This is a genomic window from Paraburkholderia lacunae, assembly GCF_003353175.1.
GTDB classification, from domain to species: Bacteria; Pseudomonadota; Gammaproteobacteria; order Burkholderiales; family Burkholderiaceae; genus Paraburkholderia; species Paraburkholderia lacunae.
This window is the reverse complement of record NZ_QHKS01000001.1, coordinates 473,106-485,581: the sequence shown is the minus strand read 5'-3', so window position 1 is coordinate 485,581 and position 12,476 is coordinate 473,106. Positions and strand designations below refer to the sequence as shown.

The window sequence follows — 12,476 nt, the reverse complement described above, 5'->3', positions numbered from 1 at the left end:
GTTGCCGCATGCGTGCGAACGCGCGGCAACGCAGCCAGTCAGACGAAACGGACGTATTTTTTTCAGCCATCAGGAGATAGACCATGACGATTCGCGTTGCAATCAACGGCTACGGCCGGATCGGCCGCAACACGCTGCGCGCCTTCTATGAAAACGGCAAGAAGCACGATATCGAAATCGTCGCCATCAACGATCTTGGCGATGCCAAGACGAACGCTCACCTGACGCAATACGACACGGCGCACGGCAAGTTCCCAGGCGAAGTGTCGGTGGACGGCGACTACCTCGTTGTCAACGGCGACAAGATCCGCGTGCTGGCCAATCGCAACCCGGCCGAACTGCCGTGGGGCGAGTTGAACGTCGACGTCGTGATGGAATGCACGGGCTTTTTCACGACCAAGGAAAAGGCCAGCGCGCACATCAAGGGCGGCGCGAAGAAGGTCATCATTTCGGCGCCGGGCGGTAAGGACGTCGACGCAACGATCGTCTACGGCGTGAACCACAACGTGCTGAAGGCATCGGACACGGTGATCTCGAACGCATCGTGCACGACCAACTGCCTGGCACCCCTCGTCAAGCCGCTGAACGACAAGATCGGCCTCGTGAACGGTCTGATGACGACGATTCACGCGTACACGAACGACCAGGTTCTGACGGACGTGTACCACGAAGACCTGCGCCGCGCGCGTTCGGCCACGCACAGCCAGATCCCCACCAAGACCGGCGCTGCATCGGCTGTCGGCCTGGTGTTGCCGGAACTGAACGGCAAGCTGGACGGCTACGCGATTCGCGTCCCGACGATCAACGTGTCGGTCGTCGACCTGTCGTTCATCGCCGCGCGCGACACGACGGTCGAGGAAGTCAACGCGATCATGAAGGAAGCATCGCAAGGCGCGTTGAAGGGCATCCTCGGCTACAACGACGCACCGCTGGTCTCGATCGACTTCAACCACAACCCGGCTTCGTCGACATTCGACGCAACGCTGACCAAGGTGTCGGGCCGTCTGGTGAAGGTGTCGAGCTGGTACGACAACGAGTGGGGCTTCTCGAACCGCATGCTGGACACGGCTGTGGCGCTCGCTAACGCGAAATAAGGCGAAATGAGGCGAAGCAAGCTGTCTGCTTCGTAGGCCCGGCGGCTCTGGCCGCAGGAACAAAAAAGCTGCTCTTCGGAGCAGCTTTTTTTACGCCCGCGCCTGCGGGGTCGGGAAGTAAACGCCGGCGCGCTGCGCGGCGTTGGCGATATGAGTTTCGATCGCTTTGCCGGCCGCCGCGCAGTCGCGCGCCTTGAGCGCGTCGAGAATCGCGCGATGCTCGTGGTAGGTGGACAGCACAAGCTCGCGCCGATAGAACGGCAGCCGTTGGCTCTCCTTCATGATGTCCGCGCTGCTGCGCAAAATCGATTCGATGGCCGCATTGCCGGCAATGCTCACGATTCGCATGTGGAAGTCGTAGTCGAGCCGGGCGGCTTCGTCGAGTTCTTCGCAGGCGAGCGCTTCGTGCATCGCCGCGACATTGTCTTCGAACCATGCGAGGTCGGCGTCGCTGACGGCCAGCGCCGCCATTCGCGCGGCAAAACCTTCAAGCGCGAAACGCATCTGGTAAGTATCCGGCAGCGACGATTGCTCCGCGAAGCGCCACGATCGCGCAGCCGTAGCCTGCGCACTTTCCACATACACGCCCTTACCGGGGCGTATCACCAGCAAACCGAGCGCTTCGAGAGTGGACAGCGCTTCACGCAGCGACGCGCGGCTGATCGCCAGTTCTTCGGACAGCTGGCGCTGCGCCGGCAGCAAACTGCCCACCGGATAGGCCCCCGCTTCGATCCGTTCGCGGATGGTCGAGATGGCGGCATCGGTAACGGTGTGCGGAACGTTTTTCATCCTGGCTCACTTGTGGCGCGGTCTGACCAGCATTGTAATACGCGTTCTGAACGTTCGTACGGATAGCCGCCCGTCCTGAGCAATCCAGCCCCGAAATCCGGCAAAAGGAACGGGTAAACACCGTGTTTTGAATCCTTGACGTCAGTATATCGGCTTCCTACTATTCGACATAACAGCACTGGTCGGACCAGTCTGAACAGATGTGAATCCTAACCAGGAGGAAGCCGTGTTGAAGTTTTTCAATTCACTGTTTGGCCGGGTCGTCATAGCGCTGGTGGTGGGCATTGTGCTCGGTGCCGTGTTCCCGCATTTCGCCCAATCGCTGCGCCCGCTCGGCGACGGCTTTCTCAAGCTGATCAAGATGGTGATCGGCCCAATCGTCTTTTGCGTCGTCGTGAGCGGCATGGCGCATGCTGGCGATCTGCGCAAAGTGGGGCGCGTCGGACTGAAGGCGGTGATCTACTTCGAAATCATGACGACGATTGCGCTCGTGATCGGCGCGGTGCTGGCCTACGTGACGAGACCGGGCGTCGGCATGAACATCGACCTGCATTCGCTCGATGCCGCTTCGCTGTCCACCTACACCGAGCACGCGAAGAGCCTGAAGGACACGGCCGGTTTTCTTCTGAAGATCATTCCCGACACGGCGATCAACGCATTCGCGACCGGCGACATCCTGCAGATTCTCGTGTTTTCCGTGCTGTTCGGCTCGGCGCTGTCCTTGCTCGGCAATAAGGCGCAGCGTGTCAGCAGCCTGATCGACGAACTGGCGCAGGTGTTCTTCCGCGTGATGAGTTTCATCATCAAACTCGCGCCGCTCGGCGTGCTCGGCGCGATCGCCTTCACCACCGGCACCTACGGCGTGGAATCGCTCAAGCAACTCGGCATGCTGGTGCTGGTCTTCTACGCGAGCTGCATTGTGTTCGTAGTGGTCGTGCTCGGTATCGTGATGCGTCTGGCTGGCTTCAGCATCTTCAAGCTGATCCGCTATCTGCGCGAAGAGCTGTCGATTGTGCTCGGCACGGCTTCGTCGGATGCGGTGCTGCCGCAGGTCATGCGCAAGCTCGAATGGATGGGCGTCAAGGATTCGACCGTCGGGCTGGTGATTCCGACCGGCTACTCCTTCAATCTCGACGGCTTCTCGATCTATCTGACGCTCGCGGTGATCTTCATCGCGCAGGCCACCAACACGCCGCTGTCGATGCACGATCTGATCGTAGTGGTGCTGGTTTCGCTGGTGACGTCGAAGGGCGCGCACGGCATTCCCGGCTCGGCGATCGTGATTCTGGCTGCCACGCTGTCCGCGATTCCGGCGATTCCCGTGCTCGGTCTCGTGCTGATCCTGCCGGTCGACTGGTTCGTCGGCATTGCCCGTGCGCTCACTAACCTGATCGGCAACTGCGTCGCCACGGTGGTTGTCGCCGTGTGGGAAAACGATATCGACCGGGGCCGCGCCCAGCGCGTGCTGAACCGCGACGCCGCGCTGCGCTTCGTGGCCGCCGGCGAAGGCCCGGGCGTCGAGTCTGCCGCCGGCGATCACGCTCCCGCGGTCTGATTCACCCGATTTCGCGCGAGCCGATGCCGCGCGCTTTCCGGCCGGCGGATGCCGTGAATCCGCCGGTTGTTGCTCCCAACACTCACTGTCGCCTGACCGAGACTATGGCTAATCCAATCCTCGACCCCAACGCTCCTGCTTTCACCCGTCGCTACATGAACCTCGCCGACCCGCGTCTGGGGGCGAAGGCGCTTTACGCCAGCGATGAATTCTTCGCGCCGAAAGAACGCATGCTCGAGCCGCAGCCGGCGGTGTTCATTCCCGGCAAATACGACGACCACGGCAAGTGGATGGACGGCTGGGAAACCCGCCGCAAGCGCACCACCGGCCACGACTATTGCGTGATCAGGCTGGCGCGGCCGGGCGTCGTGCACGGCGTCGATCTGGACACGAGCCACTTCACCGGCAACTTCCCGCCGGCCGCGTCGATCGACGCATGTCACGTGGACGGCGAGGTCCCGCCGGACAACGCCGATTGGCAAACGCTCGTGCCGGCGACCACGCTACAGGGCAACCAGCACCATTACGTCGAAGTGAACGATGCGCGCGCCTTCACGCATCTGCGCGTGAATCTGTATCCGGACGGCGGTCTCGCGCGCCTGCGCGTGTACGGCCAGCCGCAGCGCGACTGGGCACGGGTCGAGCGCGGTACGCTGCTGGATCTCGCCGCGATCGAAAACGGCGCGTACCTCGTCGCCGCGAACAACCAGCATTTCGGCCCGGCCTCGCAGATGCTGATGCCGGGGCGCGGCGTCAACATGGGCGACGGCTGGGAGACCCGGCGCCGTCGCGAGCCGGGCAACGACTGGGCGATCGTCGCGCTCGCGCGGCCAGGCGTGATTCGTAAGATCGAAGTCGATACGGCGCACTTCAAGGGCAATTTCCCCGACCGCTGTTCGCTGCAGGCGGCGTCGGTCACGGGCGGCACTGACGATTCGCTCGTCACCCAGGCGATGTTCTGGCCGGTGCTGCTCGACGAACAGAAGCTGCAAATGGACCACGTGCACACGTTCGCCGCGGAACTCGCGTCGCTCGGGCCGGTGACCCATGTGCGTTTCAATATCTTTCCGGACGGCGGCGTGTCGCGCCTGCGGTTGTGGGGCGAGATCGCCTGACAGGAGTCGTGTCGATGAAGACATTGCAGACGGAGCGTCTGACGCGCGCGGCCTTTGCGCCGTTCGGCGACGTTATCGAGCTGGACGGCGCGCGCCATTTCGCGATCAACGGCGGGACGACCGAGCGCTATCACGACCTTGCCGAGGTCGACGTAACGGAAAACGGCGGGCGGCCGCTGCTCAGCTTATTTCGCGCGCAACCTCGGACATTGCCGGTCGAAATCGCGATGATGGAGCGGCACCCGCTGGGCAGCCAGGCTTTCGTTCCTTTAACTACGCGCCGGTATCTGGTGGTCGTCGCGCCGGCGGGCGAGTTCGATCCGGCGCAGATGCGGGCTTTCTGGACCGACGGCTGGCAGGGCGTGAACTATGGGAAAGGCGTCTGGCACCATCCGCTGCTCGCGCTCGGACAGGTGAGCGATTTTGTCGTGGTGGATCGTGGCGGCGAACAACCCAACTGCGACGAAGTATCGTTGGCCGAGCCGCGCCGGCTCGTGTTCGAAGCCAGCCTCGCAACGGCGGAATAGGGCCTGAAGCTGGGCCGGCGATAAAGCTGGATTCCGGGCTGGACTCGAAGCCGGGTTCAAGGCCGGCTTCGAGGCCGAAGGCGCAGCGCGGCTGCGACGCCGCGCACCTCGTAATCGTACGTAAAAAAAAGACCCGGCCGATTTTCATCGGCCGGGTCTTTTTGCGTTCGCCTGCTCGACTGCGCCCCCCGGCGCGGCCGCAACCCCGCGTCAATGCTTGCGATGCGGGCAATTCTCCTTCGTGCAGGCGCCGTACAGCGCCAACGCGTGCTCCTGCAGCTTGAAGCCGCGTTCCTTCGCGATGGACTGCTGGCGGCTTTCGATTTCGGAGTCGAAAAACTCTTCGACGAGCCCGCAATCGAGGCACACGAGGTGATCGTGATGCGACCCTTCGTTCAGCTCGAATACCGCCTTGCCTGATTCGAAGTTGCTGCGCGACAGAAGGCCGGCCTGCTCGAACTGCGTCAGCACGCGATACACGGTTGCCAGGCCGATATCGAGTTCCTCATGCAGCAGGTTGCGGTAGACGTCTTCTGCGGTCAGATGGCGTACCGGGCTATGCTGGAATATCTCAAGGATTTTGAGGCGCGGTAGGGTCGCCTTGAGCCCGATATTCTTGAGATCGGTTGGATTGGTCATGACAAGGGATCCCTAGAGTACAATGCTGGGCTCTCATAGTAATGTGTTTTTGCCGTTCTGGTCATCTTCGATGGAATGAAACTCGCGCGGCTCGTCCTCGGGCCCGCACGGTGAGTGAAATGATTTCAAAATCTCAATTGATCTACCGGGGGAGCCGCATGCGGGGTACCTTGATCGCTGCTGTGACTGTCGCGGTTCTTGCCGGATGTTCCACCTACGACAGCCTGACGCAGCGCGTTGCACAACGCATCACGCCGTATCGGATTACCGTCGTGCAAGGTAATTTCGTCTCGAAAGAAGCGGCTTCGCAGATGCAGGTCGGCATGTCGCGCGCACAGGTGCGCCAGGTGCTCGGCACGCCGCTGCTCACCGACATGTTCCACGCGGATCGCTGGGACTACGTGTTCTATTTCAAGCGCGGCTCGACTAATGTCGTGCAACAGCGCGACTTCGTGGTGACCTTCGCGGGTGACCGTGTCGCCAGCTGGTCGGGCGGCGACGATCTGCCGTCCAACCTCGAGCTGCTGGCCGAAATCGACGGCGACAAGCGCGGCAAGAAGGCTGCCGCCGTGCCGACCGCGGCGAGCGGAGCAAGCGCGCCGGTGGCCGCAGCGAGCGCCGTAAGCGCCGCCAGCGCGCCGGTTACGGTGGACACCACGAGCTCGCCGTCCGCGGAGGCCGCCGCAGTGGCTGCGCCGTCCACGGACCCCAACGCCGAAGCCGCGCAGGCCGCCAATCGTGCGACCAATGCGGTGCAGGCGCCGTCGGGCAGAACGCAGTCGTCGGTGCGCTCGACCGCGCCGACCGCCAACGGCGGCGGTGTGCCGCCGCAGGGACCCACGGCCGCGGGCCAGCCGCAGTTCCAGTTCCACCGTCCGCCGCCGCCGCAGGTGCCGGGCCCGCAGGAAAATCCGGTGGGACCGACGGGCCCGCAAAGCAGCAACGGCGGCCCGACGTATAACGCGCCGCTGACCTCTTCTCCCGCAACGTCGGGAACGGGCGGCTGATCGAGCGGTCCGTGTTTTAGACGGGTACTGCGCGGAACACTCGCGGACACGGCGTAATCACCGTGCACGGGCGCCGCACACAGGGCCACGCGCCGTGTGCGGCGCCCGCCGGACTTTCTGCTTTTCACGTTATGTGCGGTGTTTGCGTGGGTTTTCCGCCGCCGGCGCTTTTGTCCGTTTTTTGTCTTTTCCAAGCCTCATAGCCATGAAAATTGCCATTGCTGGCGCGTCGGGCCGTATGGGCCGGATGCTCATCGAAACCGTCCTTAACGATTCCGGCGCCACGCTGTCCGGCGCGCTCGACCGTGCAGGCTCCCCGCAACTCGGTCAGGACGCCGGTGCGTTTCTCGGCAAGCAGACGGGCGTCGCGCTCACTGATGACATCGAGCGCGTGTTCGCCGAATCGGACTACCTGATCGACTTCACGCGCCCCGAGGGCACGCTGAAGCATCTGGAAGCCGCGCAGCGTCACAACGTGAAAATGGTGATCGGCACGACCGGTTTCGACAACGAGCAGAAAGCGCTGCTGCGTGCGGCCGCGGACAAGATTGCCATCATGTTTGCGTCGAACATGAGCGTCGGCGTCAACGTGACGCTGAAGCTGCTCGAATACGCCGCGAAGCATTTCGCGACCGGCTACGACATCGAAATCATCGAGGCGCATCACCGTCACAAGGTCGACGCGCCGTCGGGCACCGCGCTGACGATGGGCGAAGTGATCGCCAACGCGCTCGGCCGTAATCTCGACGACTGCGCCGTCTACAGCCGCGAAGGTGTGACCGGCGAACGCGATCCGTCCACCATCGGTTTCTCGGCGATTCGCGGCGGCGATATCGTCGGCGACCATACGGTGCTGTTCGCGGGCATCGGCGAGCGCATCGAAATCACGCACAAATCGGCGAGCCGCCTGTCGTACGCGCAAGGCGCGCTGCGCGCAGTGCGCTTCCTCGAAGGGCACGCAAACGGCCTGTTCGATATGCAGGACGTGCTCGGCCTGCGTTGAGCATCTCACGGGGCCGTCGCGGCCCCGTTTGTGCCCCGGTAATCATTTTCCGAAGGCGAGGTCAGATGGCAGGCAGCGGCATTACTCATTACCTGCAAACGAGCGACGCGATCACGCATGCCGTCGCGTATGTGCTGCTGGCTATGTCGATTGCGAGCTGGTGCTTTCTGATCGTCAAAAGCTGGATCTTGGGGCGCGCAAAACGTCAGGCGACGCGCGCCATCGCGCAGTTCTGGCAGGCACCCACGCTTTCCGAGGGCGTCGCGGCGCTCAGGCGCGTGGATCGCGAGCGCGTTTTCACGCCGCTCGCCGAAGCCGCGCTGCATGCGGTCGAAGTGGACATTCCGGGCGCGCTGCTCGCCCGCGTGGAGCGCAGCGAGCGGGTGCTGCGGGCGTTGCGTCAGGCGCTCAGCGCGTCGCAGCGGCGGCTCGAGTTCGGTCAGGTACTGCTGGCCTCGGTGGGCAGCACGGCGCCGTTCGTCGGCTTGCTCGGCACCGTCTGGGGCATCTATCACGCACTCGGCAGCATCGCGGCGAGCGGTCAGGCAATGATCGAGAACGTCGCGGGCCCGGTCGGCGAGTCGCTCATCATGACGGCCTTCGGCCTCGTGGTCGCGATTCCGGCGGTGCTCGCCTATAACATCCTCGGGCGCCTGGTGCGGCAGTTGACGGAAGATCTCGACGGCTTCGCGCACGATCTGCACGCCTACGTGTGCGCGCCGGCGGACCAGATCCAGCCCCAGTCCCAACCGCAGCAAGTCCCCGCCCGGGCCCCGGCCCGCTAGGCGCGCCCGCTCAGGCAGGAGGAGTCGACATGGCATTCGGCGGACTCGAGAAAAGGCACACGGCCGCGCCGATGGCCGACATCAACATGACGCCGCTGATCGACGTGATGCTGGTGCTGCTGGTGATTTTTATCATTACCGCGCCTTTATTCACGCACGCGATCCGGCTCGATCTGCCCAAAGTCGCCGCTGCGTCCGCGCGGCAGACGCCGCAAACCATTTCCCTTTCAATCGATGCCGCCGGCAAGCTGTACTGGAACGGCAACGTCATCACGCTTGAGCAGATGCGCGCGCGGTTCGTGCAAGCGGGCAAAGAGGCCGACCAGCCCGAGATCCACCTGCGCGCCGAGCGCTCGACGCGCTACGAGGTGATTGCGCAGGTGATGGGCGCGGCGCAGCAGGCGGGGCTCGAGCGGATCGGCTTCGTGACCGACCCGCCGCCGCCGGGCGCGAGCCAGAAGTAGCGCCAATCAGTAGCGCCAATCCGGCTGTGCTCAGGCCGAGCCGTGTCGGGCTCGCGCACCATGCCACGCGGGCGTACCCGTCCGCGAACGGTATAATCGGCCTTTTCCCCAGCAGCAGGGGAAACGACGCCATTTCATCCAGCAGAGCACCAGGCCCGGTGCAAAAGCACCGAACCCAGCGATCCCATCACACCATGCACGAAAAATACGTTCCCTCCGACGTCGAATCCGCCGCGCAAGGGCAATGGCGCGCCATTGACGCGTACAAGACGACGGAAACCACCGACAAGCCCAAGTTCTATTGCGTCTCGATGCTGCCGTATCCGTCGGGCAAGCTGCACATGGGGCACGTGCGCAACTACACGATCAACGACGTGATGTACCGCTATCTGCGGATGAACGGCTACAACGTGCTGATGCCGATGGGTTGGGACGCGTTCGGCATGCCGGCGGAAAACGCCGCGATGGCCAACAACGTGCCGCCGGCAAAGTGGACCTACGACAACATCGCTTACATGAAGAAGCAGATGCAGTCGATGGGCCTCGCGATCGACTGGTCGCGCGAAGTCGCGACCTGCAGTCCCGATTACTACAAGTGGAACCAGTGGCTGTTCCTGAAGATGCTCGAAAAGGGCATCGCGTACAAGAAAACCGGCACCGTCAACTGGGACCCGGTCGACCAGACCGTGCTCGCCAACGAGCAGGTGATCGACGGCCGCGGCTGGCGCTCGGGCGCGCTGGTCGAAAAGCGCGAAATCCCGATGTACTACATGCGCATCACGCAGTACGCGGACGAACTGCTGAACGATCTCGAAGGCCTCGGCTGGCCCGAGCGCGTCAAGATCATGCAGCAGAACTGGATCGGCAAGAGCTTCGGCGTGAACTTCGGTTTCCCGTATGAGATCGACGGCGAGCAGAAGCTGCTGCGCGTGTTCACCACGCGCGCCGACACGATCATGGGCGTGACCTTCTGCGCGATCGCTGCCGAGCATCCGCTCGCCACGCGTCTCGCGAAAGACAAGCCGGAGCTGCAAGCCTTCATCGAGGAATGCAAGCGCGGCGGCGTCGCCGAAGCCGACGTCGCGACGATGGAAAAGAAGGGCATGCGCACCGGCTTCTACGTCACGCATCCGCTGACGCAGGAACAGGTCGAAGTGTGGATCGGCAACTACGTGCTGATGAGCTACGGCGAAGGCGCGGTGATGGGCGTGCCGGCGCACGACGAACGCGATTTCGCCTTCGTGAAGAAATACGGTCTGCCGATCAGGCAGGTGATCGCCGTCGAGGGCAAGGAATTCTCGACCGAAGCCTGGGCAGAATGGTACGGCGACAAGGAAGGCGGCGTTTGCATCAACAGCGGCAAGTACGACGGTCTCAACTACGAGCAGGCGGTCGACGCGATTGCCGCGGATCTGAAGGAACTCGGCCTCGGCGACAAGCAGGTCACGTGGCGTCTGCGTGACTGGGGCGTGTCGCGCCAGCGTTACTGGGGCACGCCGATTCCGATCATCCACTGCCCGAAGTGCGGCGACGTGCCGGTGCCGGAACAAGATCTGCCGGTCGTGCTGCCGGAAGACCTCGTGCCGGACGGCACGGGCAACCCGCTCGCGAAATCCGAAGCGTTCGTGAACTGCACCTGCCCGACGTGCGGCGGCGCGGCCCGGCGCGAAACCGACACGATGGACACCTTCGTGGATTCGTCGTGGTACTTCTACCGCTACGCGGCGCCGGATGCGAAGACCATGGTCGACGAGCGCACCGATTACTGGGCGCCGATGGACCAGTACATCGGCGGCATCGAGCACGCGATCCTGCACCTGTTGTACTCGCGCTTCTGGGCGAAGGTGATGCGCGACCTGGGTCTCGTCAAGTTCGGCGAGCCGGCCAGGAACCTGCTCACGCAGGGCATGGTGCTCAACGAAACCTACTACCGCGAAAACGAAGCGGGCAAGAAGACCTGGTACAACCCGGCGGAGGTCACCGTCTCGTTCGACGACAAGGGCCGCCCGGTCGGCGCCGTGCTGAATGCGGACGGCCAGCCGGTGGTGCTCGGCGGCGTCGAGAAGATGTCGAAATCGAAGAACAACGGTGTCGATCCGCAATTGCTGATCGACCAGTACGGCGCGGATACCGCGCGTCTGTTCGTGATGTTCGCCGCACCGCCCGAGCAACAGCTCGAATGGTCCGGTTCGGGCGTGGAAGGTGCGAGCCGCTTCCTGCGCCGCGTGTGGGGCTTCGGCCACGCGAACGAAGCCGCGCTGCGCGCGGACGGCAAGTTCGACGCCGCGCAACTCGGCGAAGCGGACAAGGCGCTGCGCCGCGAGATCTACAGCGTGCTGAAGCAGGCCGACTTCGACTATCAGCGTTTGCAGTACAACACGGTGGTGTCGGCGGCGATGAAGATGCTCAACGCGCTCGACAGCGCGAAGGGCGCCCAACCCGCCGTGCTGCGCGAGACGTACGGCGTGATGCTGCGCGTGCTTTACCCGGTCGTGCCGCATCAGACGTTCCAGTTGTGGCAGGAACTCGGTTATGCCGACGAATTCGGGCCGCTGCTCGACGCCCCGTGGCCGAAGGTCGACGAACAGGCGCTGGAGCAGGCCGAGATCGAACTCGTGCTGCAGGTGAACGGCAAGGTGCGTGGCGCGCTGACGGTGGAGAAGAACGCCTCGCGCGACGCGATCGAGCAGATCGCGGCTGCTCACGAAATGGTCGCGAAGTTCAGCGAAGGCAAGGCGCCGAAGAAGATCGTCGTGGTGCCGGGCCGCCTCGTGAACGTGGTCGTTTGACGGCGCACGCAAACATGACAGCGAACAGGACGCTGCCGCGTGCGGCGGCGCTTGTCTGTGCTGCGGAATCTACTGCGAACCAGGAGCCAATGTGACTCGCAGATCGTTATTGACGCTGGCTTGCAGCGTGCTCATGTTGACCGCTTGCGGCTTCCAGTTGCGCGGCCAGCAGGACTACGCATTCAAACGCCTCTATATCTCCGGCGGTTCGGCGTCGGCCGGCGCGCGGCTCGCGCGCATCGTGCAAGGCGGCAGCGATACGGTGGTGGTCAGTTCGGTCGCGAATGCCGACGCGACGCTGCAGATCACCGAAGGCCGCGGCACCAGCACGCTGACCTTGAACTCGCTCGGCGTGGTCGAGGAGTATCAGATGAATCTTTCGATGAACTACACGCTGGTCGGCAAAGACGGCACCGTGCTGATTCCGCCGAGCGTGATCGCGTTGAACCGCGCGATGACCTATAGCGACCAGTACTCGCAGGCCAAGGCCGCGGAATCCGACATTCTGTTCGCCGACATGGAAAACGACGCGATCGACCAGCTCACGCGCCGTCTGGCGATCGTGAAGTCGCTGCATCCGGCACCGGGCCAGGGCGTGCCGGCGGTCGCGCCGCGCGCGCCGTTGCCGCCGCCGCCGCTGTGAGCGTCGCCGCTTTGTCTTCGTTGCTTTGTCGTCGTTGTCTTATTTGGTCAATCTCGCCGATCGGTA

General features: G+C 63.6%; 12 protein-coding genes. 10 read left to right on the top strand and 2 right to left on the bottom strand.

Annotated features, from left to right (window positions below):
* Positions 1–83: 83 nt before the first annotated feature.
* On the top strand, positions 84–1,094 hold the full coding sequence (gap, locus tag DLM46_RS02355) for a type I glyceraldehyde-3-phosphate dehydrogenase (protein ID WP_006051892.1): 1,011 nt from the start codon (positions 84–86) through the stop codon (positions 1,092–1,094).
* A 90-nt stretch (positions 1,095–1,184) separates the two neighbouring features.
* On the opposite strand, the gene DLM46_RS02350 is transcribed toward gap, so the two are convergent.
* On the bottom strand, positions 1,185–1,883 hold the full coding sequence (locus tag DLM46_RS02350; RefSeq protein ID WP_115099072.1) for a FadR/GntR family transcriptional regulator: 699 nt from the start codon (positions 1,881–1,883) through the stop codon (positions 1,185–1,187).
* A gap of 226 nt (positions 1,884–2,109) precedes the next feature.
* Here DLM46_RS02350 and DLM46_RS02345 point away from each other — a divergent pair, with 226 nt between their 5' ends.
* From DLM46_RS02345 to DLM46_RS02335, 3 genes are all read left to right on the top strand, one after another.
* Positions 2,110–3,438: a C4-dicarboxylate transporter DctA gene (locus tag DLM46_RS02345; RefSeq protein ID WP_115099071.1), complete on the top strand. Its 1,329-nt coding sequence runs from the start codon at positions 2,110–2,112 to the stop codon at positions 3,436–3,438.
* Positions 3,439–3,542: 104 nt separating this feature from the next.
* Entirely contained in the window at positions 3,543–4,553 is a 1,011-nt protein-coding gene (gene alc / locus DLM46_RS02340) for an allantoicase (protein ID WP_115099276.1), read from the top strand.
* A 14-nt stretch (positions 4,554–4,567) separates the two neighbouring features.
* Positions 4,568–5,080, top strand: a complete 513-nt coding sequence (locus tag DLM46_RS02335) for an ureidoglycolate lyase (protein WP_115099070.1) — start codon at positions 4,568–4,570, stop codon at positions 5,078–5,080.
* Between the two features lie 210 nt (positions 5,081–5,290).
* Here DLM46_RS02335 and fur read toward each other — a convergent pair whose 3' ends face one another.
* Positions 5,291–5,719: a ferric iron uptake transcriptional regulator gene (fur, locus tag DLM46_RS02330; RefSeq protein WP_012434340.1), complete on the bottom strand. Its 429-nt coding sequence runs from the start codon at positions 5,717–5,719 to the stop codon at positions 5,291–5,293.
* A gap of 158 nt (positions 5,720–5,877) precedes the next feature.
* On the opposite strand from fur, the gene DLM46_RS02325 reads away from it, so the two are divergent.
* The 6 genes from DLM46_RS02325 to DLM46_RS02300 all read left to right on the top strand — a co-directional run bounded on the left by DLM46_RS02325 (position 5,878) and on the right by DLM46_RS02300 (position 12,410).
* On the top strand, positions 5,878–6,726 hold the full coding sequence (locus DLM46_RS02325; protein WP_115099069.1) for an outer membrane protein assembly factor BamE: 849 nt from the start codon (positions 5,878–5,880) through the stop codon (positions 6,724–6,726).
* 205 nt (positions 6,727–6,931) lie between these two features.
* The gene (dapB, locus tag DLM46_RS02320; RefSeq protein ID WP_115099068.1) at positions 6,932–7,729 is read left to right on the top strand and encodes a 4-hydroxy-tetrahydrodipicolinate reductase; all 798 of its coding nucleotides are present in this window, start codon (positions 6,932–6,934) and stop codon (positions 7,727–7,729) included.
* A 65-nt stretch (positions 7,730–7,794) separates the two neighbouring features.
* Positions 7,795–8,514 carry a MotA/TolQ/ExbB proton channel family protein gene (locus DLM46_RS02315; RefSeq protein WP_115099067.1) on the top strand — a complete coding sequence of 240 codons (720 nt, stop codon included), beginning with the start codon at positions 7,795–7,797 and terminating at the stop codon, positions 8,512–8,514.
* Positions 8,515–8,543: 29 nt separating this feature from the next.
* Positions 8,544–8,978, top strand: coding sequence for an ExbD/TolR family protein (locus tag DLM46_RS02310; protein WP_115099066.1), 435 nt, complete (start codon positions 8,544–8,546; stop codon positions 8,976–8,978).
* A gap of 194 nt (positions 8,979–9,172) precedes the next feature.
* Positions 9,173–11,767: a leucine--tRNA ligase gene (gene leuS, locus DLM46_RS02305; RefSeq protein WP_115099065.1), complete on the top strand. Its 2,595-nt coding sequence runs from the start codon at positions 9,173–9,175 to the stop codon at positions 11,765–11,767.
* Between the two features lie 91 nt (positions 11,768–11,858).
* Entirely contained in the window at positions 11,859–12,410 is a 552-nt protein-coding gene (locus DLM46_RS02300) for an LPS-assembly lipoprotein LptE (protein ID WP_115099064.1), read from the top strand.
* Positions 12,411–12,476: the final 66 nt, after the last annotated feature.